General features: G+C 64.5%; 19 protein-coding genes and 1 pseudogene. 10 read left to right on the forward strand and 10 right to left on the reverse strand.

The window, feature by feature from the left end:
- Positions 1-27: 27 nt before the first annotated feature.
- The 3 genes and pseudogenes from AC3D25_RS25005 to AC3D25_RS25015 all read left to right on the forward strand — a co-directional run.
- Positions 28-873 carry an amidohydrolase family protein gene (locus AC3D25_RS25005; RefSeq protein ID WP_488891177.1) on the forward strand — a complete coding sequence of 282 codons (846 nt, stop codon included), beginning with the start codon at positions 28-30 and terminating at the stop codon, positions 871-873.
- A gap of 57 nt (positions 874-930) precedes the next feature.
- Entirely contained in the window at positions 931-1,416 is a 486-nt protein-coding gene (locus AC3D25_RS25010) for an LEA/WHy family protein (RefSeq protein WP_488891178.1), read from the forward strand.
- A 10-nt stretch (positions 1,417-1,426) separates the two neighbouring features.
- Positions 1,427-1,966: pseudogene (locus AC3D25_RS25015) on the forward strand (methyl-accepting chemotaxis protein); the annotation flags it as partial.
- 3 nt (positions 1,967-1,969) lie between these two features.
- On the opposite strand, the gene AC3D25_RS25020 reads toward AC3D25_RS25015, so the two are convergent.
- The 3 genes from AC3D25_RS25020 to AC3D25_RS25030 all read right to left on the reverse strand — a co-directional run bounded on the left by AC3D25_RS25020 (position 1,970) and on the right by AC3D25_RS25030 (position 4,663).
- Positions 1,970-3,274 carry an SUMF1/EgtB/PvdO family nonheme iron enzyme gene (locus AC3D25_RS25020; protein ID WP_488891179.1) on the reverse strand — a complete coding sequence of 435 codons (1,305 nt, stop codon included), beginning with the start codon at positions 3,272-3,274 and terminating at the stop codon, positions 1,970-1,972.
- Positions 3,275-3,367: 93 nt separating this feature from the next.
- Positions 3,368-4,123 carry a helix-turn-helix domain-containing protein gene (locus AC3D25_RS25025; protein ID WP_488891180.1) on the reverse strand — a complete coding sequence of 252 codons (756 nt, stop codon included), beginning with the start codon at positions 4,121-4,123 and terminating at the stop codon, positions 3,368-3,370.
- Positions 4,124-4,207: 84 nt separating this feature from the next.
- The gene (locus tag AC3D25_RS25030; protein WP_488891181.1) at positions 4,208-4,663 is read right to left on the reverse strand and encodes a universal stress protein; all 456 of its coding nucleotides are present in this window, start codon (positions 4,661-4,663) and stop codon (positions 4,208-4,210) included.
- A 252-nt stretch (positions 4,664-4,915) separates the two neighbouring features.
- Between AC3D25_RS25030 and AC3D25_RS25035 the strand changes: the two genes are divergently transcribed.
- The 3 genes from AC3D25_RS25035 to AC3D25_RS25045 all read left to right on the forward strand — a co-directional run bounded on the left by AC3D25_RS25035 (position 4,916) and on the right by AC3D25_RS25045 (position 9,335).
- Positions 4,916-6,427 carry an MFS transporter gene (locus tag AC3D25_RS25035; protein ID WP_488892147.1) on the forward strand — a complete coding sequence of 504 codons (1,512 nt, stop codon included), beginning with the start codon at positions 4,916-4,918 and terminating at the stop codon, positions 6,425-6,427.
- A 315-nt stretch (positions 6,428-6,742) separates the two neighbouring features.
- Complete coding sequence (locus AC3D25_RS25040) at positions 6,743-8,320, forward strand: aldehyde dehydrogenase (NADP(+)) (protein WP_488891182.1); 1,578 nt, start codon at positions 6,743-6,745, stop codon at positions 8,318-8,320.
- Between the two features lie 73 nt (positions 8,321-8,393).
- Positions 8,394-9,335: an SMP-30/gluconolactonase/LRE family protein gene (locus AC3D25_RS25045; RefSeq protein WP_488891183.1), complete on the forward strand. Its 942-nt coding sequence runs from the start codon at positions 8,394-8,396 to the stop codon at positions 9,333-9,335.
- 4 nt (positions 9,336-9,339) lie between these two features.
- Here the strand turns inward: AC3D25_RS25045 and AC3D25_RS25050 are convergent, their stop codons facing one another.
- Both AC3D25_RS25050 and AC3D25_RS25055 read right to left on the reverse strand, forming a co-directional pair.
- Entirely contained in the window at positions 9,340-9,942 is a 603-nt protein-coding gene (locus AC3D25_RS25050) for a short chain dehydrogenase (RefSeq protein WP_488891184.1), read from the reverse strand.
- A 71-nt stretch (positions 9,943-10,013) separates the two neighbouring features.
- A complete protein-coding gene (locus tag AC3D25_RS25055; RefSeq protein WP_488891185.1) occupies positions 10,014-10,460 on the reverse strand; it encodes a hypothetical protein in 447 nt (148 codons plus the stop codon).
- Between the two features lie 148 nt (positions 10,461-10,608).
- On the opposite strand from AC3D25_RS25055, the gene AC3D25_RS25060 reads away from it, so the two are divergent.
- On the forward strand, positions 10,609-10,761 hold the full coding sequence (locus tag AC3D25_RS25060) for a hypothetical protein (protein ID WP_488891186.1): 153 nt from the start codon (positions 10,609-10,611) through the stop codon (positions 10,759-10,761).
- Between the two features lie 52 nt (positions 10,762-10,813).
- Here the strand turns inward: AC3D25_RS25060 and AC3D25_RS25065 are convergent, their stop codons facing one another.
- Positions 10,814-11,428 (reverse strand): DUF3005 domain-containing protein, encoded by a 615-nt coding sequence (locus AC3D25_RS25065; protein WP_488891187.1) that lies wholly within the window; start codon positions 11,426-11,428, stop codon positions 10,814-10,816.
- A gap of 317 nt (positions 11,429-11,745) precedes the next feature.
- On the opposite strand from AC3D25_RS25065, the gene AC3D25_RS25070 reads away from it, so the two are divergent.
- From AC3D25_RS25070 to AC3D25_RS25080, 3 genes are all read left to right on the forward strand, one after another.
- Positions 11,746-11,979: a hypothetical protein gene (locus AC3D25_RS25070; protein ID WP_488891188.1), complete on the forward strand. Its 234-nt coding sequence runs from the start codon at positions 11,746-11,748 to the stop codon at positions 11,977-11,979.
- Positions 11,980-12,107: 128 nt separating this feature from the next.
- Positions 12,108-13,085 (forward strand): serine O-acetyltransferase EpsC, encoded by a 978-nt coding sequence (gene epsC, locus AC3D25_RS25075; RefSeq protein WP_488891189.1) that lies wholly within the window; start codon positions 12,108-12,110, stop codon positions 13,083-13,085.
- A 587-nt stretch (positions 13,086-13,672) separates the two neighbouring features.
- Positions 13,673-14,812, forward strand: a complete 1,140-nt coding sequence (locus AC3D25_RS25080) for an IS481 family transposase (RefSeq protein ID WP_488891190.1) — start codon at positions 13,673-13,675, stop codon at positions 14,810-14,812.
- A gap of 166 nt (positions 14,813-14,978) precedes the next feature.
- On the opposite strand, the gene treY is transcribed toward AC3D25_RS25080, so the two are convergent.
- From treY to glgX, 4 genes are read right to left on the reverse strand one after another with little or no spacing between them, the layout of a single operon-like run.
- Positions 14,979-17,885 carry a malto-oligosyltrehalose synthase gene (treY, locus tag AC3D25_RS25085; protein WP_488891191.1) on the reverse strand — a complete coding sequence of 969 codons (2,907 nt, stop codon included), beginning with the start codon at positions 17,883-17,885 and terminating at the stop codon, positions 14,979-14,981.
- Entirely contained in the window at positions 17,882-20,092 is a 2,211-nt protein-coding gene (gene malQ, locus AC3D25_RS25090) for a 4-alpha-glucanotransferase (protein WP_488891192.1), read from the reverse strand. The genes treY and malQ overlap by 4 nt, the downstream gene beginning before the upstream one ends.
- On the reverse strand, positions 20,089-22,011 hold the full coding sequence (gene treZ, locus AC3D25_RS25095) for a malto-oligosyltrehalose trehalohydrolase (protein ID WP_488891193.1): 1,923 nt from the start codon (positions 22,009-22,011) through the stop codon (positions 20,089-20,091). Before treZ ends, malQ begins: the two co-directional genes overlap by 4 nt.
- Before the next feature lie 45 nt (positions 22,012-22,056).
- The gene (glgX, locus tag AC3D25_RS25100; protein ID WP_488891194.1) at positions 22,057-24,282 is read right to left on the reverse strand and encodes a glycogen debranching protein GlgX; all 2,226 of its coding nucleotides are present in this window, start codon (positions 24,280-24,282) and stop codon (positions 22,057-22,059) included.
- Positions 24,283-24,817 lie beyond the last annotated feature (535 nt).

Genomic DNA, 24,817 nt, shown 5'->3' on the forward strand with positions numbered 1-24,817 from the left:
CCTAGAAAGACCGCAATGAGGACCGCAATGAACATCTACGACGAACCGAAGATCGACTGTCACCTTCATCTCTTCGATCCCGCCCGCTTCCCCTATGCCGCCGATACCGCGTACCGCCCCGCGGGCCAGGAAATCGCGACCGTCGCGCAGCTTCGCCACGTCATGGACGCTTATGGCGTGACGAACGCGCTGATCGTCGGGCCGGTGTCGGGCTACGGCAACGACAACGCGTGCCTGCTCGACGCGCTGGAGCAGGGCGACGGCCGCCGCCGCTTCCGGGGCGTCGCGATGGTGCCGACCGATGCGAGCGTTGACGACCTCACCGCGCTAAAGGCGCGCGGCGTCGCGGGCGTCGCGCTGAACGTGCCGATGTGCGGCGCGGATTACGTGCTGGCGTCGGCGGCGTTTTTGGAGACGCTGCGCTCGCTCGACCTGTTCGTGCAAATCCAGGTAGAAGGCGATCAACTCGCCGTCGTGCGCGGCGTGCTGGAGGCAAGCGGGGCGCGGGTGATCGTCGATCATTGCGGGCGGCCTGACGTCACTGCCCGCGCGGGACTCGGCCAGCCGGGCTTTCAGGCGTTGCTGGCGATGGCGTCGAACGGGCGCACGGCGGTCAAGCTTTCCGGCTACGCGAAGTTCTCGCGCGAGCCGCATCCGCACGCCGACGCCGCGCCGTATGTCCGCGCGCTGCTCGACGCGTTCGGACCGGATCAATGCGTGTGGGGTTCGGACTGGCCGTATCTGCGCGCGCCGGAACGGATCGACTACGGGCCGTTGCTGAAATTGTTCGAATCGCTCGTGCCATCAGCCGACGATCGGCGCCGCGTCCTTTACGACACGCCGCGCCGGCTTTTCGGATTCGACGACGCCTGAGCGGGCCGCCCGTACAATGCCCGTTCATTGTTTGCCCCAAAGCGGAGCGTCGGAACCATGCAAATTCTTCAGGCACGTCTTGTCCTCCGGGCGTTGATCGGCATCGTTGCGCTCGTGGCGCTGCTCGGCGCGAGCGGCTGCGCGAGCATCTTCAACCACGATCCGATCCGCGTGAACGTGGTCGGTCTCGAACCGATGGAAGGACAAGGCCTCGAAGTGCGTTTCGGGCTGAAGCTGCGCGTGCAGAACCCGAACGAATCGACGGTCGATTTCGACGGCGTCGCGCTCGATCTCGAACTGAACGGCAAGCCGTTCGCGTCCGGCGTCAGCGATCAACAGGGTCATATTCCGCGCTTCGGCGAAGCCGTGGTGACGGTGCCGGTCACGGTGTCTGCGTTCGCGGCGGCGCGCCAGGCGCTGCATCTCGCCGATACCGCGTCGCTCGACAACATTCCCTACGTGCTGCGCGGCAAGCTCGGCGGCGCGCTTGGCGGCGCGCGGTTTATCGATCAGGGCACGCTGAATCTTCCGGGCATGCGGTGAATAATTTCTCGGCCGGGTCATCTCGGAAGCGGTGCGCGCGATGGACCAGATCAGCGGGTCGTCGAAGAAAATCGGGGAAATCATCGGCACGATCGAGGCGATTGCCGCGCAGACCAATATCCTCGCGCTCAACGCGGCGGTCGAGGCGGCGCGCGCAGGCGACGACGGGCGCGGCTTCGCGGTCGTGGCGAACGAGGTGCGCAATCTCGCGAACCGTTCCGCCGATGCCGCGCGCCAGATCAAGGGGCTGATCGCGGAATCGGTGGCGAGTATCGGCGCGGGCAGCGAGTTGATCGGCCGGGCGAGCGCGACGATGGAAGGCGTGCTGGAAGGTGTCGAGCGCGTGACGCGGACGGTCGAAACCATCGCGGCGGCGAGCGTCGAGCAGGCGGAAGGCATCCGCCAGATGAACGACGCGATTGCGCAAATGGATCAGGTAACGCAGAGCAACGCGGCGCTGGTCGAGGAAGCCGCAGCCGCCGCCGACGCGGTGCAAAACCGCGCGACGGGGCTGGTTCACAGCGTGGAAGTGTTCAAGCTGGCGGTGTGATCGTCAGTCCGGCGACCCGTTGGATACGCAGCGGAATCCGGCGTACACGTGCGGGTAATGCGCCTGAAACCAGTTGCGGAACGCCGGGCGCAGCATGCACGCGGCCGTTCGCGGCGATCCGCCTTTGAGCACGAAATGCTGGTTGTCGAAGAAATTGGCCGAATAGCCTAGATAGAACGGGAACGGCTCGAAGCCCGGATGCGGCCCGAAATGGGTCGAGGTCCATTCCCAGCCGTTGCCATACTGACCTTCGACACCGAACGCGCTGCGGTTTTCCGGATGCGCCTGCACGGGCGACGGATCCCAGCGGCGGAAATCGAAGTTGCCTTCCGCCGCCAGCGGCGCGCCTTCGGCGGCGCGCTGCCATTGCGCTTCGGTCGGCAGCGACTTGCCGGCCCAGCGCGCGTACGCGCGCGCCTCAGCGTGGCTCACGTAGGCTGGCCAGTCGGGCGGCAGTGGGATTTCGTCGAACATCGTGCGCAGATTCCAGCCATCGCCCGCGCGCGACCAGAACGCCGGATGCGCGATGCCCTCGCTTTCCTTCCACGTCCAATCCACGTCGGTCCAGTACGCGCGATTCGTATAACCGTCCGCGCGGATGAAATCGAGATAATCGGCGTTCGTCACCATATACCGGTCGATCGAAAACGCCGGCACGTCTATCTCCTGCGTCCCGAACTCGTTGTCCCAGCCGAACACACCCGCATCGCGATCCATTCCGAGCGTGACCGTCCCAGCCGGGACGCGCAGCATTTCGCGCGTCGCTTTTAACGGATGTTCGGCGCGGCGTTCATCGGCGCGCGGACCGGTTTTGTGATTCAGCGACAGGCGATGCAGCATGTAGGCGAGCGTTTCCGCGTGCATCAGCCGATGTTCGATCGCCACTTCCAGCAGCGTCGCCGGCGGATATGCGCCCGGCGTCGAATCTGCGAATTTTGTAATTTCTATCGGATCGAATCGCGCGTCGATATCGGCGCGAATCTGTTGCGTGTACGCGCGGATTTTTTCGAGTGTCGGCCATTCTTCGGGTTGATCGGTCGGCAAACCGCCGTCCACCGGATCGATCCCGAACGCAAACAGCCGGTCGTATTCCGGATTCATGTCCGGCAGATCGAAAAGGCGTTTATCGAGGAGATTGCGGTCAAATGCTTCCAGATGACCGATATAGAACACAATCCGATGCCGTTCGGCGATCGGGCGTTCATAGAGGAATTCAGGTTTGACGATATCGAAAAGCGCGTCGGTCAGGCGGCGCGCTTCGTCGAGCCGCGTGAGCAGCGGATGACGCAGGGCGGGTTCGCGATTCATGTGCCGAGTCTCCGGGCAGAGGCCAGTGCAAAAGAGTAATCGCTAGCAGCGGTCATGCCAACCGCGAATTTATCCCGCCCTTCGGCCGCGTGGTCAGACCGCGCGCAAGCCGTCGAAATCGCGGATACGGATCAGTTTCCCGCGCGCGTCGATCAACCCGCGTTTCTGGAAGCGCGAAAGTGTGCGGCTGACGGTTTCGAGCGTCACGCCGAGATAGCTACCCATGTCGTCGCGCGTCATGCGCAGCGTGAATTCCGCCGCCGCGTAGCCGCGCCGCGTAAAGCGCGCCGACAAATCGAGCAGAAAGCGCGCGACGCGTTCGTCGGCGCGCAGCGTGCCGAGGGTCATCATCTGGCTGGTTTCGCGGACGATCTCGCGGCTCATCATCTGGTGCAGACGGCGCTGGATCGAGCCGGTTTCGCGGCACGCGCGCTCAAAATGCGCGTACGGAATCAGGCAGACGGAACTGTCTTCCAGCGCAATCGCATCGCAGGCGTGACGATTTTCCCCGATCCCGTCGAGTCCGAGCGCGTCGCCGCCGAGGAAGAGGCCCGTGACCTGCTCGCGCCCCGTTTCATGCATGACGACGGTTTTGATCGAGCCGGAGCGGATGGCGTAGAGGGTGTCGAACGTGTCGCCCGTGCGGAACAGCGCCTCGCCGCGTTTCAGCGGTCTCGACGTGGAGATAACGGCTTCGAGGCGGATGGTGTCGTCGGCCGAAAGGCCTTCGGGCATGCACAAATGCCGCATCGCGCAGGTCGAACACGTAGCCGCGCGGCGGGGCGCCACGGCGGCGAACGATAAGCGGGCGGCGGAAGGGGCTTCGGTATGTCCGGAGGAGTTCGGCATGGCGCGCTCGGTAGGTTGATCGATGACAAAGATTCTCCCATCTAACCTGCGCGCCACTGGGCGACATAGCGCCGCGTCGCCCCGCTAGGCGTTCCCGGCCGCCGCCGGAATCAACAAGACCGGCAACGTTGCCGAACGCAGACAGCGCTCGGCGACGCTCCCGAGTATCAGCCGCTGGAAACCTTTGCGGCCATGCGTGCCCATCACCAGCAGATCGGCGTTGAACGTTTTAGCAGCGTCGAGCACCAGCGCCGAAACATCGTCGAGCGACGATGCTTCGCCCACCGCGATCGACCCGGCGACACCGCGCGCTGTCATCGCCTCGGAGGCATCGCGTCCGAGTTCGCTGCCCTGGTCGATCAACTGCTGGCGCAAGATGGATGGATCGTAGCCGGGCACGTCGAAATAGACCGCCGCGTTTTCCACGACGTAATAGGCCTGAAGCGCCGCGCCATGCGTCCCGGCGAGATCGAGCGCCGCCTCGAATGCGAGCCGCGAGGTCCGGCTCCCGTCGATTGCCACGATAATGCGTTTGAACATGCTGTCCTCCCCAATGTGGGAAATGCCTGAGAAACTCAGATGAATGATGGCCGAGTCCGAGCGCATTTGCATTGACCTCGGATAAATTTGAGACAGCCGTGCTTGTAAGACTTCATTAAGCATCTACTGATGAAGTTGCCTTACAATTTGAACTGTCCTGTCCCGGCAGCTTGCCCACCGTCCGCCTAACTTTCGCCTTTCTCCGTGACCCAAGCCACGTCTGCCCTGCCGTTTCGCCACGCCCTCTTCGCGATGCTCGGCATCGGGCTCGTCAACATGCTCGTCGCGCTCGATCAAACGGTCGTGAGCACGGCGCTTCCGTCGATCGTCGCCGAACTTCACGGTTTCGAGTACTACGCGTGGATCGCGAGCGCGTATCTGCTGGCCTCGGTGGTGACCGTGCCGGTATTCGGCCGGCTCGGCGATTATTTCGGCCGCAAACGCTTTGTCATCGCGGCGGTCGCGACGTTCACGCTGGCGTCGGTGCTGTGCGGCGTCGCGAACAACATGCTGTTTCTCGTGTTCGCGCGCGGCTTGCAGGGCGTCGGCGGCGGGATGATGGTCGGCACGGCGTTCGCGTCCATCCCCGATCTCTTCCCGGACCCGCGCGCCCGCGTGCGCTGGCAAGTGGTGATGGCGGCGGCTTACGGCATCGGCACGGCAGCGGGTCCGTCGCTCGGCGGCTGGATGAGCGAGCACTGGGGCTGGCGCTCGACTTTTCTCGTGAATCTGCCGGTCGGCATGGCCGCGTTCTATTTCATCTGGGCGCATCTGCCGAACTTTCATCGTCCGCGCGATGGCGAAGTCCAGATCGACTGGCTCGGCGCCGCGCTTGTCGCGCTGGTGCTCGGCGGCTTGCAGGCGTTTATCGAGGCGGTGCCGAAAGACGGCCTGACGCCGGGCAACCTGGCGTTGGCGGCGGGCGTGGCGGTCGGCGCGGCGGCGCTTTTGATCTGCGAAAAGCGCGCGACTCATCCGATCATTCCGCTCGACCTCTTCCGGAACCCGCAGCTCGTCACGCTTTTCACGCTGTCGCTGTTGTCCGGATTCGTGATGTTTTCGCTGATTTTCTTCGCGCCGCTGTTGCTGCAAGGCGGGTTCGGCTTGTCGCCGCAGCAGGCCGGGCTGCTCGCCACGCCGATTGCCGCGTTTATCGCCATCGGCAGTCTCATCAACACGCGCATCGTGATTCATTTGCCGCGTCCGACGCTGATTCTCACCATCGGCTTCACGCTGTTGCTGTTCGCCGCCATCGCGCTGGGTTTCGCCAATATCTCGACGCCGCATATCTGGATTGAAGTGCCGATGGCGGCGGTCGGGATCGGTCTCGGATTCATCCTGAACAATCTAAACGTGTTCGGGCAGGAAATCGCCGGGCGCGAACGTTTCGGCATTACGACTGCGTTGCTGCAATCGACGCGGATGGTCGGCGGCATGCTCGGCACGAGCATCGTCGCGACGATCGTGTCGCACCATTACCGAAACGTCGTCACGCGTACGCTGAGCGTGATCGGCGAGCCGGCGGCAACCGTCTGGCTGCCGCGTTTCGCCGACCCGCGCATTCTTATCGACGAAAGCTTGCGCCGCACGCTCGTCGCCGATCTCCAGCCGACTAACCTCGACGCCGCCGCGCTGGTTGCCGCCGCGCGCGATGCGCTGGTGCAATCCATCCACATCGGTGTGTTGCTGACCGCCGTGGCCGCGCTGGCCGCCGCGCTGCTGGTGCGGCCGATCTCGCACATCACCTTCCGGCGCGCGAGTTGATCGGAATATTCTTGAGCGCTTCGCGGCGACGCGGGCGCGGCCGGGTTAAGCCAAGTTGTTTGACAAATTATTGGACGCGGTGCTAGTTTGGGCCGCGTCGATGCGACCGCGCATGGCACGGTCACGCCCGCCTTGCCGCGCGCGGGTGTCGACTCGGGAACGCCGCGTGCGCGCGCCGGTCTGCGTTAATGGTTGAAATTGCATGCTGGTCGGCGTTGTATGCGAAAACGTCATGCGAATACTGTTGGCAATTCGATCCATTCCACACGGTTCGCCTGCGCTCGATAGCGCGGGCGGCGTCTCAAAGGAGCTCTTATGAAGATCACCGGAGAAATGTTGATCGGTGCGAGTGCCGTGCGCGGCCAGGACGCGACGCTGCACGCGTTCGACCCGGTGCGCAACGCCGATCTCGAACCCGCGTTCGGCGGCGGCGGCGCGGCGGAAGTGGCGCGTGCCTGCGATCTCGCGGAAGACGCTTTCGACGCCTACCGCGCCGCGCCGCTGGAAACGCGCGCGCAGTTTCTGGAAGCCATCGCCGATAACATCATGGCGCTCGGCGACACGCTGATCGAACGGGCGCACGTCGAATCGGCGCTGCCGAAAGCGCGGCTGGAAGGCGAGCGCGCCCGCACGATCGGGCAGTTGAAAATGTTCGCGTCGCTCGTGCGCGAAGGCCGCTGGCTCACCGCGACGCTCGATTCCGCGCAGCCGGAGCGCAAGCCTTTACCGCGTCCGGATTTGCGTTTGCAGAAAATTCCGGTTGGACCGGTCGCCGTGTTCGGCGCGAGCAATTTCCCGCTGGCGTTCTCGGTTGCGGGCGGCGACACGGCGTCGGCGCTCGCGGCGGGTTGTCCGGTGGTCGTGAAATCGCATCCGGCGCACCTCGGCACGTCCGAACTCGTCGGCCGCGCGATCCAGAAAGCGGTCGCCGATTCGGGCTTGCCCGAAGGCGTGTTTTCGCTGGTGGTCGGCGGCGGGAATGCGATCGGCGAGGCGCTGGTCGCGCATCCGGCGATCAAATCGGTCGGCTTCACGGGATCGCGACGCGGCGGCCTGGCGCTCGTCGATATTGCCGCGAAGCGTCGCGAGCCGATTCCCGTCTTCGCGGAAATGAGCAGTATCAACCCGTTTTTCGTGCTGCCGGGCGCGCTGGCGGCACGCGGCGACGCGCTCGCGAGCGGATTTGTCGACTCGGTTGCGCTCGGCGTCGGTCAGTTCTGCACGAATCCGGGCCTCGTGATTGCGCTCGACGGCCCGCACGTCGAGGAATTCATCGAGGCTGCCGCCGTCGCGCTCGCCAAAAAGGGCGCGCAGACCATGCTGACGGCGGGCATCGCGGCGGCTTATTGCGAAGGCATCGCGGCGCGCGATGCCTCGGGCGTCGAGCAACTCGCGCGCGGTGAAAAAAGCGAGGCCGCCAGCGCCGCGCTGCCCGCGCTGTATCGCGCGAGCGCCGAGCAGTTTCTCGCGACGCCGCAACTCGAAGACGAAATTTTCGGACCGACCTCGCTGATCATCGTGTGCGACGACGAAGATGATTTGTTGCAAGTCGCGCGTCATATCGAAGGGCAGCTCACCGTCACGTTGCAAATGGAAAGCGACGATGTCCCGCTCGCGCGCCTTCTCATGCCAATCCTGGAGCGGCGCGCCGGGCGGATTCTCGCGAACGGTTTTCCGACCGGCGTCGAAGTGTCCTACGCGATGGTCCACGGCGGCCCGTTCCCGGCGACCTCCGATAGCCGCGCGACGTCGGTGGGCGCGACCGCGATCGAACGTTTCCTGCGGCCGGTCTGCTATCAGGACTTGCCCGCCGCGCTGTTGCCCGAATCGCTGAAAGACGACAATCCGCTCAATCTCTGGCGTCTGCGCGACGGCGAACTCGGGCCGAACTGACCCACGACGGCTTTAATTCAATTTGCGGGCGCATCGACGCCCGCTTTTTTCGTTATCTCAGGAGACACAATTCATGACTGGACAGGAGCGCCGTTATCCCGATCCCGCCGTCCGCGTGCTGGATCCGCGCTTCAAGGCGTTGCGGATCGCCTCGGCTTCGGTCGAATGCCTGTATCAGGGCGCGCGCTGGTCGGAAGGGCCGGTGTGGTTTGGCGACGGCCGCTATCTGCTCTGGAGCGACATTCCGAACAATCGGATCCTGCGCTGGGACGAGGCTTCGGGGCAGGTCGGCGAATTCCGCGCGCCGTCGAATAACGCGAACGGCAACACGCGCGACCGCGAAGGGCGGCTCGTCACCTGCGAGCACTTGACGCGGCGCGTAACGCGCACCGAATACGACGGCTCGATCACCGTGCTGGCCGATTCCTACAACGGCCGCCGCCTGAATTCGCCGAACGACGTGGTGGTGGCGCGCGACGGCGCGATCTGGTTCAGCGATCCGACGTTCGGGATCGACGGTTTTTACGAAGGCGAGCAGGCGTCGCCGGAACTGAAACCGGGGGTGTATCGCGTGGACGGGCAGAGCGGCGAAATCACGCTGATGTTCGACCACTACGTCGGGCCGAACGGACTGGCGTTTTCTCCCGATGAATCCGTCCTGTACGTGGTCGAATCGCGCTCGGTGCCGCGCAAGATTTTCGCCTTCGACGTCTCCCCCGATGGCCGCACGCTATCCAACGAGCGCGAGGTGATCGACGCCGGTCAAGACGGCACGCCGGACGGCTTTCGCGTGGATATTCACGGCAACTTGTGGTGCGGCTGGGGCATGGGCCGCGAGGAACTCGACGGCGTGCGCGTTTTTACGCCGCAAGGCGAGGCGATTGGCCATATCGCGTTGCCGGAACGCTGCGCCAATGTGTGCTTCGGCGGGCGTCATCGGAACCGGCTATTCATGGCCGCGAGCCACGGCCTGTATGCGCTGTATGTCAACACGCAAGGCGTGGCGGGCGGCTGAGACGTCAGCGGTGGACGGTATAGACGCGGCCGGTTTCCGCGCCTTCGACGCTGCGGCTGTACGCCAGCGCGACGCGTGTGCCGGGCGCGGCTTCGAAGCCGCGAAAATACGGGCCGAAGCTTTCGCGCGATTCTTCGAGCATCGTCGGGCTGACGGCGTTGATGCGCAGACCGCGCGGCAGTTCGATCGCCGCGCCGCGCACGAAACCTTCAATCGCCGCGTTGACCGCAGCGGCGCTGGCGCCATTGAGAATCGGTTCAGCGCCGACGATGCCGCTCGTCAGCGTGAACGAGCCGCCGTCGTTCAGGAAATCGCGCGCGGTGAGCACGAGATTGACCTGGCCCATGAGTTTGTCGTCGAGGCCGAGGCGGAACTGTTCGGGCGTCATCTCCGTCAGCGCGCCGAAATGGACGTGGCCCGCCGTCGCGACGATTGCATCGACGCGGCCAATCGCGCCAAATAGCGCGGCGATGCTTGTCGGATCGGTGAGATCGACCTGATGCGCGCCCCGCGTCCTGCCGATTGCGATGGTTTCGTGCCGCGACTGGAATTCGTGGAATACGGCACGGCCCACTGTGCCCGTTGCACCAATGACAGCAATTTTCATCGTTCGCTCGCTCGGTAAATGGGATGCGGACCGTTTTGACCCGTTCGCCAGCGGAACGTGCGAACGAGCGATTATGCGGGCGCGCGCTTGCCCGCATTCAGCAGGAAGATCGCCGCCGACACTTTGCAAGCGAGCGCCGCGCCGGAAACGACGGCCGCTGCGGGAAAGACGTGCCATTGCGTGGAGAGCGTCGGCGCGACGAACGCGACCGAGGCGAAGCCGAGCGCGACGGTCAGCCAGCGCGCCCACTGCAATTTCCCGGCGACACACAGATACAGTACGCCCACCAGCGCGCGCGCCACGATCGAAGCCGCCAGCGGATGCGCATCCGCGTCGCCCGGCAACCCGACCGCCGACGCGAGCGCGAGCTCGACCCAGGACAGCGCGTAGGCGACGCCGAGGCTCGCAAGCGCGGTCGTGAAACGGTCGGCGCGGACCAGCAGGCTGAAGCCGCGTTTCGCGTCGATCGCGTCGATCGCGGTGCCGGGTTGGCGGGAATACGCGTTGAGAGTGTTCATGGCCGGCTCCGTGGCGAGTGCGTCGTTTTAATTTGTACTTTGGTCAGAAGGTATCGCGATTCTCGCCCTCGCACGGCGCGTGCCCGCACATTGGGAATAATGATTGCTGCCTGTGAAAGCGGATCGAAACCATTCTGGGAGAGGCAAAATGAACCAACCGAAAGAGCAGAACCCGCATTCGGAGCGCGACGAGGAAGACGTCGATAAAGCCGTCGAAGACACGTTTCCCGCGAGCGATCCACCCGCGACCGGCGGCGTAACGCGCATCGAAACCGACGACGACGCCAAAAAGAAGACGTAAAAATGGGCCACGCATCGAGATGCGTGGCCCTTCTGATTTGAGCAGGACCGCGTTATTTGTCCCGGTTCAACTCGATCAGCCGCGACGGCCGCATGTGGTTGAGCGCGTAGTGTTTGCGACCGCGCAGCACGTGGCCGTGGGCATCGCGGCCATCGAAGCGTAGTTTCTCCTCGATCTCCACGACCGCGGGCGCAACCATTCCCTTGTCCACGAGGCTGAAGCCGCGTTCGAGCGCGAGCAACAGGCCGCTTCGTCCCGGACGGCTGTCGAATCCGCCCAGGCCGTCGCCCTGTTCGAACACGTAGTTATCGAGCGTTGCGTTGCTCTGGATGACCGAATCGGGTTCGTTCTGGCGCATTTCCATGTCGCGCGTGGCGTCGCGATTCTTGCCGTCGGCGTCCACGGTGTTGTCGAGCGTGCCATCGTTCAGCACGTCGATGCCCTCGCGCCGCTCGTTCGCCGCCTGGATCGGCGAATCGCCCGCGCGTTCGTCGCGCGAAATGGATTCGGCGGGCGCGCGCGGCTGCCCGGAATCCCCGGCAGCCGCTGCGTTGGCGACATCGTGCGGATGCGCGTGCGCGGTCTCCGTGGCCGGTTTTTTCATCGGACTTTCAGCGGCGCGCTGGCCCTGTTTATCCTGCGATTCATTACTTTCTGCATTGTTCATGGCGGCTCCATTTAGCGTGTCTGCATTAACACGACGCAAGAGTTGTTCCGGGTGGCGCTTAATTTTTTTCTGTTTCCGCAGATTGAATATTTGAAAATCTTCTAATCATTCAAGCAGATTTTTCAGCCCATCGCACAAATTCTAGAGAGTATTATTTGAAACTCGCCAGCCGCAACGCGTTACTCCGCGAACCGCGCGCAGCCCTTGATGGGCGCGCCCTCGCGCCCGTTCGGCCCCTCGCACGCGAGCATCGGCGAAGCGCTTCAGAACGGATTCCGGGACCGATATCAGCAGGGCACTTTCATACAGGGTGACTCATGCATCACGATGCTGCATTTTCACATCGCGGCTATTTACTGAATTGCACGCCCGCACGGGCAGGGGATGGCTGCTTTCAACCTTATGTGGTCATTTTGCGGTCGAGCGACGGCGAACTCGTCGCGAATCGTTTTTTCCCGTCCGAACTGCGATTCCGCGATTTCGACGAAGCCATCGCCCATGCACGCGACTGGGCGGTGCGCTGGATCGACGCGAGCAACATGAACGTGTGATGGCGCACACAGCGGCGTCCGGGCGGGCGATCCGGCGCCGCGACGACATTCCGAAAAGCAGGTAATCTTGGGGACAATTCACCGCTCCCGCCGTTTCTGGCGGCTGTCTTAAACCGTCGATCCCGCCCATGTCGAACTTGCCTTCTTCATCGCTCATGCTGCAGCCAGCGCCCGCTCCCGAGTGGGGCCTCGCGCAGATCGTCGGCGATCTGCGCGCGTCGCGCGAGGAACTGCACCGCACACGCCATCCGCTTGGCATTCGCGAGCTGCCGTCGCGCGACGCGATCGTCAAGATCGTGAACGGTCTGCGTTCCGCGCTTTTCCCCACGCACTACGGCGCAGCCGACCTGACCGACGAAAGCGTCGATTATTATGTCGGCCAGACCCTGGAAAGCACGTTGCGGCTGCTTCACGAGCAGATCCGGCGCGCGTTGCGGTTCCTGCCCGAGTTCAACGAAACGGGCGACGCCGAGTTGCGCGCCCATGCCTTCGAGATCGCGCGGAAGTTCGCGCACCAGTTGCCCGCGATCCGCGCGCTCCTGGTGAGCGACATCCAGGCCGCATTCACCGGCGATCCGGCCGCGCAGCACATCACCGAAATTCTGCTTTGCTACCCCGGCGTCTGGGCGATGACGCACCACCGTTTAGCGCACGGGCTGCATATGCTGGGCGTGCCGCTGCTCGCGCGCTTTATCAACGAGATTGCGCACTCCGCGACGGGTATCGACATTCACCCGGGCGCGACGATCGGGCCGAGTTTCTTCATCGACCATGGAACGGGCGTGGTGATCGGCGAGACGGCGGTGATCGGCGAGCGCGTGCGCGTTTATCAGGCGGTGACGCTTGGGGCGAAGTCGTTTCCGTCGGATAACGACGGCAAGCTCGTTAAGGGCAATGCGCGGCATCCGGTGGTCGAGGACGATGTCGTGATTTACGCTGGCGCGACGATTTTGGGACGAGTCACGATCGGGCGCGGCTCGGTGATTGGCGGGAATGTTTGGCTCACGCACAGTGTGCCGCCGGGGAGCAGCGTTTCGCAGGGGAAAGTGCGCGAAGGCGGACGGGATGGCGCGCCGCAGGCGCTGGATGATGGACGAGGAGGATAGGTTTTGCTGGCGCCGTTTGTTTTGGTTTCTTGGGCGCTTTCGGGGAACTTGCTTTCGTGTAGGTCTATTAGCACGCCGCTATGCGCGGCAGCAGTCACTTTCTTTGCTGCTGCAAAGAAAGTAACCAAAGAAAGCAGCTTATCCGCCTAAGTGTCCATTACGAATAACTGCGCGGATAGGCGCGCAGGCTGACTCGGTCAACTCGCAGTTCAAGGTATTGGCACAGCGCCTGTCAGGTCCATCCTCGCTGTGCTCGGACGATGGGCATATTCAGAAAAACGGCGGGTTAAGCTGCGGCCTTCGATTGACCTTAGATTTTGGCCTTGGCCTTGGATTTTTGGTTATGCCGTTCCGGCAGGCACTTTGTGCCTGAGGGGATGAATGAGCGGCTCCACTCTGTTGTGTGATGCGATGGCCGAATCAGCTTGCGCACCACTCCCGGTTGCGGTTCGTGGTGGACACTTAGTAGGTCACGCTGCTTTCTTTGGTTACTTTCTTTGCTGCTGTGTACAGACCGGAGACATAGCTGACAGGTGTACGGAGACATGGTTGACACTTTCGGGTAATCGAACGCCCGAAATCCTCCCATGCCCTGGAACGTAAAAGACACCATGAGTCTCCGACAGGAATTCGTTCAACTCGCCACCCAACGGAGCGTGCCGTTCAGCGAGTTGTGCCGACGCTTCAACGTCAGCCGCCAGACCGGCTACAAATGGCTTGCCCGCCACTCGACGCAAGGCCTTGAAGGTCTCGTCGATCGCTCGCGTCGTCCGCACGACAGTCCCGCGCGCTCACCCGATGAGATCGTCGCCGTCGTGCTCGACCTGCGCCGCGAGCACGGCTGGGGCGGACGCAAGATCGAGCGTCGTCTGCAAGATCTCGGCCACATCAATGTGCCCGCACCCTCCACGATCACCGAGATCCTGCGCCGTCACGACCTGCTCCACGCGCCTGAGGACAGACCGCAGCGGCCCTGGCAGCGCTTCGAGCACGAGCATCCGAATGCGCTGTGGCAGATGGATTTCAAGGGCGATTTCCCGACCCTGGAGGGTGGCCGCTGCGCGCCGCTGACCGTGCTCGACGATCACTCGCGCTTTAACATCGTGCTCGCCGCCTGCGGCCGGACAACCACGGAAGTCGTGCAGACCGAGCTCGAGCGGGCGTTTCGCTGCTACGGGCTACCGTCACGCATCAATACCGATAACGGTGCGCCGTGGGGTTCTCCGAGCGCGCCGGGCCAGTTGACCGAGCTTGCGGTGTGGCTGATCAGACTGGGTATTCACGTGAGCTACAGCCGACCGTATCATCCTCAGACGAATGGCAAGGATGAGCGATTTCATCGCTCGCTGAAAGCTGAAGTGCTGGCGCGGCACGTGTTCACGACCCACGCCCACGTGCAGCAGGAGTTGGAACGCTGGCGACAGGTGTACAACACGCAACGCCCGCATGAGGCGCTGGACCTGGCGACGCCGGTGAGCCGCTACCAGCCCAGCCCGCGGACGATGCCGGAGCATCTGCCAGAACCGCAATACGGGCCTGCCGACGAGGTGCTGCGGGTCAATTCAAATGGCCTGGTGCGTTTCAGAGGCGAGGCGCTGCGTCTGTCGACTGCGCTCAAAGGGCTGTACGTGGCCGCACGTCCAAAGCACGACGAAGACGGCTTAATTGAGTTCTGGCTTGCCCATCAACGCGTTGCGAAACTTGACCTGAAAGCAGCAAAACCCTGAACATCAGGTGTCAACGATGTCCTCGTACATGTGTCAACTATGTCTCCGATCTGTACACAGCAGCAAAGAAAGTGACTGCCGCCGCGCATAGCGGCGTGCTAATAAACCTACGCGAAAGCAAGTTCACAAGTAGCGCACGCAGACAAAATCCAAAGCGCCAGCAACCCTAAGCCCGTCCCCCCGGCACCCCTTCCTCAACCAAAACCGCAACCGGCATCGCCCGTAGCGCGTCGCGCAAGTACAACCGCGTGCCCTCGGACTTCGGCGCGTTCGTACTAAACCAGTCAAACAGCGCACGCGATGCCAACGCCTCCGGCAAGATCACGGCCGTGTCACTCCACCGCGAAGGATCGACGAGCGGCAAATCGCCATCGGCCAGCAACGAATCGGCCAGCCGCGTTGCGATCGTCACCGCATACGCGCTCCCCGCATGCCGCGCAAACGCAATCACGCGATCCGCATGCTCGCCTTCCACCTTCAGTGGCAAGTACTCACCCTGCGTGAACAGCGCCTCGGCGTGCGCGCGCAACGCTAGCGCCCGATGCACCAAACCCAGCTTCACGCGGCCGTCGCGCCAGTTCGGCAACTGCTCGGCAGGCGATCCCTGCGCGTTCCCATCGGCAAGCCACGCGCGACGCGCGGCGTAATCGACAGGACGACGATTGTCGGGATCGACGAGGCTGAAATCCCATAGCTCCGTGCCCTGATACAAGTCCGGCACGCCCGGCGATGTCAGCCGCAACACGGTCTGCTGAAAACTATTGATCGCGCCGGTCCGCGCAATCCGGCCCACAAACCCAGCCAGTTCCGTCAGGAATCCGTCGCGTCGCTGCGGCGCGAGGATGTCGAACAGGAACTCGCGGCAACCGTTCTCATACGCTTCGTCGGGCGCGAACCAGCTCGTGCGCAATTTGGCCTCGCGCAACGCCTTCAGTTGCCATTGCGCGACGCGTTCCGCCAGTTCCTTGACGCCCGCTTCGTCGTCGGGGGAAAGCGTTGGCGGCCAGCAACCGACCAGCGTCTGATAAAGCATCGCTTCCGGACCCGTGCCAGGCGCCCAGTCTTGACTATCGGCGCCGCCGGGCGCGCGACGTTGCGGCGTGTTCAGCGTGGACCAACTGCGCAGTGTCGCTGCCCATTCGTCGGGAATCTCGCTCAACGCCGCGATCCGCGCGCGCACGTCCTCGCCGCGCTTGTGATCGTGCGTGGCGGTCGCGAGCATCGCGTGCGGGAACGCGGTCGAACGCTCCAGATTCCCGCGATGAAACTCATCGACGGACAACGAAAATTCGCCCGGATCCGCGCCCACTTCGTTGCGCGACAGGAGCCGCCCATATCGATAACACGCGGTGTCCTCCACCGCCTTCGCCGCGACCGGCGAGGTGAGTTGCGAGAACAGCGTCTGTGCGGCGCGGCGCTGCGAACCGGTGATGCCGGCGGCGGCGTTGGCGGCCTGCGCGCTCGCGGACTGCGCGGCAGCGTGATTGCGGTCGCGTCCGCGATCGGCCGAGCGCTCGCGCGGTCGCGGCGCGGGCGCTTCCTCGGCATCTTTGCCGCCGAGCCATTGCGCGACTTGATCGAGCACGACGTGATCGGCGGGCGAAAGGGTCGCGCGCGCGGCGGCAAGTGCCTGCGCGAAGTAGCGTTCGTCTTCGTCGCTACGCACGGCGTTGACCGGATAGATCCGGTACACCGGAAACTGCACGACGAGTTCGCCGACGACGCGACGCAGCGACGAAAACGTGAAATCGCGCGTCATCGGGGAATCGCGGGCAATGCGATGCAGCGCGCGCGCCACACGGTCCCATTCCGCCGAGAGGTTCTCGGCCAGAATCTTGCGTCGCGCGGTGAGCGCCTCGTCGGCAAATTCGGCGGTGCGGCCCGACAGTTCCGCCCAAGCTTCGGCGAGCGGCGCGGCGCCTTTCGGGTCGTGCAGCAGCGCGCCGACGTCGTTCATGAAGTCGTAGCCCGTCGTGCCGTCGACATGCCAGTTCTGCCGCAGCGGCTCGCCGCGCGCGAGAATCTTCTCGACGACGAAATACGTGCGTCCCGTGTTCAGGAATGCCGGGCGCTGCGGCGCGAGTTCCTCCAGCCGCTGACGCAGGCGCTGGCAGTATTCGCGCGGTTCCGCGAGTCCATCGACGTGATCGATCCGCACGCCGTCGATCAGCGCCTCGGTGAAGAGCCGAAAGATGAGCGCGTGCGACGCCTCGAACACCTCGGGCCGCTCGACACGCACGCCGCCGAGCGTGCTGACGTCGAAAAAGCGCCGCCAGTTGACTTCGTCGGACGCGGTGCGCCACCACGCGAGACGGAAATGCTGCCGTTCGAGCAGGCGATGCAGCCGATCGCGGCCCGGCGCGGTCTCGCTCGAATGCGCGGCAAGCGCGGCCTCGATCGCGTTTTTGCCCGGCTGCGTCTCGGCGGCGGCGCGCAAGGCGTCGCGGGCGTCGTCGGCGCGCGGGTGATCGGCGGGCTGGGTCGTCAGGCCCGCGAAACGTTGCGCGAGGCTCGGCGCGTCCTGAAGGATGGACGGGTAATCGACCGGGCAGATGGGAAAGCGGTGCGTGTAGTACTCCGCGACGAAACGGCCTTCGGCGGCATCGAACGCCAGCTTGATCTTGCCGCCCTGCAATTCCTCGCCGTAGGCCGCGCCGAGAAACGGGGCGAGCACTTTGCCGCGCAGCGCGGGGTCGGGCGAATGCCAGTCCACGTCGAAATAGCGCGCGTGCGCGGCGTGGCGGCCCCACTCCAGAATATCGAGCCACCAGCCGTTCTCCGCGCCGCCGACGCCCATATGATTGGGCACGACATCGACGATCAACCCCATCTCATGCGCGCGCAACTTTTCGACCAGCCGCCGCAATCCTTCCTCGCCGCCGAGTTCCGGGTTCACGCGCGTGTAATCGACGGTGTCGTAACCGTGCGTGGAGCCGCGCGTCGCGGTGGTGATCGGCGATGCGTACACGTGGCTCACGCCGAGCGCGGCGAAATATTCGACCTGCGCGGCTGCGTCGTCGAAGGTGAAGTCGTGGTGCAACTGGAGCCGGAGCGTGGAGCGCGGTACGGTCATGGAGTGTCTTTGGGTGCTTGAGGCGGATTTTTCGGATCGAGCGGAGCCTGCGCGGCGCGGCGGCGCGCGCTGTCCACGGCGAGCAGACGGTCGACGAACGCGTCGTCGCTGGCGAACAGTTCGGCGACCGGTGCGCTCAGGCGGCGGCGCCAGTTCGGATGTTCGTCGATGGAGCCGGGCAGGTTCGGCTGCTCGGCGAGCGCGAGCAGGTCTTCGAGCGGATACGTGACGAGCGGCGCGGGCGTCGCGGCGACGAACGCGAGCGCTTCGTCCACCGGCGCGCTTTCGACCGGCGGCGCGGACACGCCCGGCGCGGCGACGCCGGCGTCCTGGAACGCTTTCCACAGCAGGTCGCGGTCGCCAGCGCGTTCGTCGAGCGCCAGCGCGACCGGATCGCGGCCATCCGCGCGCGCCGCCGTCTGGCCGATCTTCGCGCGCCACACGATATCCTCGCCGCGCCACCAGCCGGTCACGGTCGGCAGGTCGTGCGTCGTCGTGGTCGCCGCGACGTTGCGGTCCCAGTCGGCGGGCGGCTTGAAACCGGGGCCTTCCTCGGCGCCTTCGAACCACAGCACGCGGATGCCGAGCAGCCCGCTTTCGTCGAGCCGTTCGCGGAAACCGGGCGGCACGGTGCCGAGATCCTCGCCGATCACCACCGCGCGATGCCGCCACGATTCGAGCGCGATCAGCCGCAGGAGGTCGTCGAGCGGATAGCGCAGATACGCGCCGTTCTTTGCGCTTTCGCCGTCGGGCACGAGCCAGAGCCGCCGCAAGCCGAGAATATGGTCGATCCGGATGCCGCCCGCGCGGGCGAACGCGGCGCGCAGCATGTCGATGAACGCGCTGAAGCCCTGCGTGCGCATCGCGCGCGGCGAAAAGGTGGTGAGTCCCCACGATTGCCCGGCCTGATTGAACAGATCGGGCGGCGCGCCGACCGACACGCCGGTCAGCATTTCATCGCGATACGACCACGCGTGGCTTCCCGCGCTATCGCAGCCGACCGCGAGATCGGCGATCAATCCGACCGCCATGCCCGCGTCGCGCGCCGCGTGTTGAGCATGCGACAAACCCTTTGCTGCGAGCCATTGCATGAACAGATGAAACTGGACTTCACGCGCATGTTCCGCCGCGAACGCTTCGACCGCTTCGCTGCGCGGATCGCTCAGATCGTCGGGCCAGTTGCGCCAGTGGCCTTGGCCGCCCGACGCCAGTTGCTCCGCCTGCAACGCTTCGAAGCGCGCGTGATCGGTGAGCGCGCGGCCGCCCGACTTCACGAACGCGGCGAAATCGCGGGCGAGCGGCGAATCGCCGTCGGGATCGAAGGCGTCGAACAGCGCGCGCAGCACGGCGAGTTTCGCTTTCATCGCCCGCGGCCAGTCGATCAGTTGCGAGGTTTCGAGCGCAGCGAATTCGTCCGCGACACCGGTCGCTTGAATCGCGGCGCGCGCGGCGGCCACGCCGAACACGGCGGCGGGATCGATATGCGCGACGTTCAGGAATAGGCGCGACGACGGCGAATACGGACTGAACTTGTTCGGCTCCGCGCTGAACATGGCGTGCATCGGGCTGATCGCGACCGCATGCGCGCCGCGCTTCGCACTCTCGACACCAAGCGTCGCGAGCGCCGAGAAATCGCCGATCCCGCCGTCGCCGTCGCGCCGCAGGCCGTAAACCTGCGCCGCGACGCCCCACATCGGCGGGACGTCGCCTTGCGTGCCAAGCGCGCGCCAGGCGTCGGCGAGCGTGTAGCAGCGCGACGGCGCGACGGCGAGCGTGCTGCGCTGCTCGTTGATGACGAGCGTGTGATAGCCCGGTTCCGAGATCGGCGAGAGCAGCGCCAGTTCGCCTTTCGGCGCGGTGAATCGGCCGTCGATCACCGCGCCGCCCTGCAGTTCGATCCGGTAACGCGTGCCCGATTTAGCCACCGAAACCGGCAGCGCAATGGCGCGATCCACCTCTGCGGTAATGAGCGGCGGCAGCCGGCGGCCGGACAACTCGGCTTCGAGCGCGGTCATGCTCTGCTTCAACTGCGTGGCGTTGCCGCACGGCAAGCCGAGCCGTTCAAGCAGCACGCGCAAGGTTGGTTCCGGCACGCGCTGCATGTTCTTGTGCGCGTCGCGCCATTCGACTTCGAAACCGGCGCGCACCGCGAGCGCCTCCACGGCGCTTTGCGGACTATCGGTCGGGGTTCTGGACGTTGGGCTCACGAAGGTCTTCCTGTGGATGCGGCCGATGCATTGCCGGATGCTGCGCCTTCGGTCGCCTCGAAGCGGCGTCCGTCGTGTGCGATGGCGTAATCGTTGACCTGGCCGGTGAGCCACGCGACAAACGACTGAGCGCCAATCTCACCTTGCCGCGCGCGATCCTGCGCGCGTGCCGGCGTCTCGAAAATAACCTTGCCCGGCGGCGTTTCTGACAGCGCGACCGGCGTGTCCGCGAAATTGAGCGCGAACGTGAGCGTTTCGCCGTCGCCGAGTTTCCAGCGCGCGATCAACGCCTTTTCGCCGAGCACGGTCGCGCCAGCGGCCCGCGCGTGCTTCAGGCGCGGCGTGATGAGCTTGGCGCGCACGGTCAACGCCGAGCGGTAGAAGTGCAGCCAGTCGAGCCGGTCGGGCGCGCCCTCGGCCGTTCCCGGCGACGATGCCTTGAAGGTCGCCGCGTCGTTCGGATCGGGAATCTGCGCGCGGCGTTTTTCATCCGTGAACGCGGAGAATTTGGCGAATTCCCGCCGACGCCCTTCGCGCACGGCATCGGCGAGTTCGTCGTGGTAATCGGTGAAGAACAGGAACGGCTGCGTCGAGCCGTATTGCTCGTCCATGAACAGCATCGGAATTTGCGGCGACAGCAGCAGAAGCGCGGTTGCGGCGTACAGCGCGTCGGCGGACGTGAGCGAGCGCAGACGGTCGCCCATTGCGCGATTGCCGACTTGATCGTGGTTCTGCAGGAACATCACGAACGCCGTGGGCGGCAGGTCGCCGCTCGGCTCGCCGCGCGGTTTGCCATCGTGGATCGGCGACGGCTCGCCTTGGTACACGAAGCCTTCGGAAAGCACGCGCGCGAGCTTTTCGATCGGTTTGTCGATATACGCGCCGTAGTAGCTCTCGCTCTCGCCGGTCAAAAGGACGTGCAGCGTGTTGTGGGCGTCGTCGCTCCATTGCGCGTTGAAATGCGTGGCGAGCAGGTTCGACGTGTTGTGCTCGTTCTCCAGCACGAGATGCACATGACGGCCATGTTCGACCGAACTGCGGACGCGGTCGGCGAGTTCGCGCAGCCATTCGTCGTCGCCGATGGCGTGCACGGCGTCGAGCCGCAGGCCGTCGAAGCGATATTCGCGCAGCCAGTAGAGCGCGTTATCGAAGAAGAAATCGCGCACTTGCGGGCGCTCGAAGTCGATCGCCGGACCCCACGGCGTGTGGACGCCTTCGCGGAAAAACGTCTCGGCATACGCGTGCAGATAGTTGCCGTCCGGGCCGAAGTGGTTATAGACGACATCGAGAAACACCATCAGGCCGAGGCCGTGCGCGGTGTCGATCAGTTCTTTGAGCGCCTCGGGGCGTCCATACGACGAATCCGGCGCGTAAGGCAGCACGCCGTCGTAGCCCCAGTTGCGAGTGCCGGAGAAATCGTTGAGCGGCATCAGTTCGATGGCCGTCACGCCCAGTTCGGCCCATTCCGCGAGCCGCGCCGTGACGCCCGCGTAACCGCCGAGCGCGCCAACGTGGACCTCGTAAAGCACCGTTTCTTCCCACGGCCGGCCGTGCCAGTTCGTGTGCTTCCACGGATACGCGCGCGGATCGATCACTTCGCTCGGACCGTGGACGTCGTCCGGCTGGAAGCGCGACGCGGGATCGGGCACCGCGAGGTTTTCGTCCAGCCGGTATCGATACCGCGTGCCCGCGCCGCCTTCGGCTTCTGCTTCATACCAGCCGTCGCCGGTGTGCTCCATGCGGATCAGCTTCGGCGTGCCGTCCGGCTCGTAGAGTTCGAGCTGGACCGCATCGCGCGATGGCGCCCAGAAACGGTAGCGCGTGCGCGGACTGCGCCCGGCTGCGCCCGTCAGATGCGCGCCGAACGGCAGGCAATAAGCGTGGTGATGCTGATGCGGATCAATCGGACATTCGGACATGTTTTCTACCGTTCGGTGCTGTTCGGTACTACGTGTGATGACGGATCAGCCGGGCGTATCGGGCTCGTGCGGCGTGCTCGGCGTGAGTGTTCCGGGGTCGGGCGGCAGCGCCGTCAGCAACCTCGGCCCCTGATGCGCGCCGGCCATCCAGACGGCCTGCCAGTCGGCGTCGCTCGTCGGCTGCGCGCGCATCACGACCACGCTGTGCGCCTCGACCGCCCATTCCCCGCCGACCAGCGGACACGGCGGCATATCCGGCGCCGCGCTATCCAGAAGCACGTTCCATTCCAAGTGCGGCGGCGGCGGCGCGAACGTCAGTGCTTCCGACGAACCGTTCATCATGATGAGCAGCACGTCCGTTTCATCGCTTACGCCCGGTCCCGCGCGACGCAGTGTCAGCGCGCGTCCGGCCGGATCCTGCCAGGCTTGCGTCGCGAGCGCCGTGCCGCGTTCGTCGAACCAGCCGACGTCGTAAAGACCCGGCAGCACTTCGCGATCGCCGTACAGGAAGCGCGTTTCGCGCAACACCGGGTAGTTTTGTCGCAATGCAACGACGCGCGCGACGAACGCGTTCATCTCCTGCCCGTCGGGCGTTTTAGCCCGTTCCCAGTCGATCCACGAAATCTCGTTGTCCTGGCAATACGCGTTGTTGTTGCCGTTTTGCGTGCGGCCGAACTCGTCGCCCGCGAGCAGCATCGGCGTGCCGAGCGCGAGCAGGTTCGTCGCGATCAGCGCGCGCGCGACGCGGCGGCGCGTGGTGAGGATCGCGGGGTCGTCGGTCGGGCCTTCCACGCCCCAGTTATTGCTGCAGTTTTCGTTGTGGCCGTCGTTGTTGCCTTCCTGATTGATCTCGTTGTGCTTGTGCTCGTAGGCCGTCACGTCCGCGAGCGTGAAGCCGTCGTGCGAGGCGACGAAATTGATCGATGCCCACGGTTTCCGGAAGCGCCGGTTGAACAATTCCGCCGATCCGGTCAGGCGCGCCGCGAGGTCGGGGCGCATGCCCGCATCGCCGCGCCAGAAGCGGCGCACGCCGTCGCGGAACTTGTCGTTCCACTCGGCGAAACCCGGCGGATGATTGCCCACTTGATAGCCATCGGGGCCGATATCCCACGGCTCGGAAATCAGCTTGCGCTGCGAGAGAACCGGGTCTTGCAGAATGGCGTCGAAGAAGCCCGAGCCGGGATCGAAACCGTGGCCCTCGCGGCCGAGCGTCACGCCGAGATCGAAGCGGAAACCGTCGATATTGAACGCGGTCGCCCAGTAGCGAAGCGAGTCCATGACCATCTGGAGCACGCGCGGATGCGAAAGATTGAGCGTGTTGCCGCAGCCGGTGTCGTTGATGTAATGGCGCTCGTCGCCGGGCATCAGGCGGTAGTAGCTGGCGTTGTCGAGGCCGCGCCACGAGATCGTCGGGCCGAGTTCGCTCCCTTCGCAGGTGTGGTTGTAGACCACATCGAGAATCACTTCGATACCCGCCGCGTGCAGTTGCCGCACGGCGATCCGCATTTCGTTCAGGCGATGCGTGGAAAGATACGAGGGATCCGGCGCGAAAAACGCGGCTGTGTTGTAGCCCCAGTAATTGCGCAGCCCTTTTTCGACCAGGAAGCGGTCGTTGAGAAACGCGTGGACCGGGAGAAATTCCACGGCGGTGACGCCGAGCTTCTGCAGATGCTCGATGAACCACGGCGACGAGAGCGCGGCGAACGTACCGCGTTCGTGCTGACGAATCTCGGGGCGCAGCATCGAGGTGCCGCGCACGTGCGTTTCGTAGATCACCGTCTTGCCCCACGGCGTGTTGGGACGCGTATCGCGCGACCAGTCGAAGGCGTCGTCCACCACGATGCACTTTGGCATTGCAGCCGCCGAATCCCGCCGATCCATCGAAAGATCGCTGCGGTTCGAATGCGCGCGATAACCGAAGAGCGCGTCCGACCATCGCCATGGGCCGACGAGTTTTTTCGCGTAGGGGTCGAGCAGGAGTTTGTGCGGGTTAAAGCGATGGCCGTGGTTCGCCTGATAGGGGCCGTGCGCGCGCAGGCCGTACACGGTGCCGGGATGCGCGCCTGGCAGATAGCCGTGCCAGATTTCGTCGGTGCATTCGGGGAGTTCGTAGCGGATCAGTTCTTTTCGGCCGGTACTGTCGAAGAGGCACACCTCGATGCGGTGGGCGTTGGCGGAAAAGACCGCGAAGTTGACGCCGAGACCGTCCCAGTTGGCGCCGAGCGGGTACGGCACGCCCGGGAGCAACTTGTCGGGAAGTGCATTTGCCATAGAGTTATGCCCATGTGGGGTTGCTGGCGCCCCGGGTTTGGTTTGCTGGCGCTTGGGGTTTGGTTTGCTGGCGCCTTTGCTTTGGACGCTTTGCTTGCTTTGGTTGCTTGGGCGCTTCTTGGGAACTTGCTTTCGCGTAGGTCTATTAGCTCGCCGCTATGCGCGGCAGCAGTCACTTTCTTTGCTGCTGCAAAGAAAGTAACCAAAGAAAGCAGCTAGTCCGCCTAAGTGTCCACCACGAATAACCTCGCGGATAGGCGCGCAAGCTGATTAGGTTAGCGCGCATTCAACCTCATTGGCACAGCGCCTGTCAGTTCCGTCCTCGCTGCGCGCGGACGACGGGAACATCGAAAACCAGCGGTCGGGTTGGTTCGGTTTTTCAGTTATGCCTTACCGGCAGGCACTTCGTGCCTGCCGGGATGGATGAGCGGCTCCACTCTGTTTTGTGGTGCGATGGCCGAATCAGCTTGCGCACCACTCCCACATAACGCCAGCGGGGGACACTTAGGCGGTCACGCTGCTTTCTTTGCTTACT

Source organism: Caballeronia sp. SL1002 (assembly GCF_057814995.1).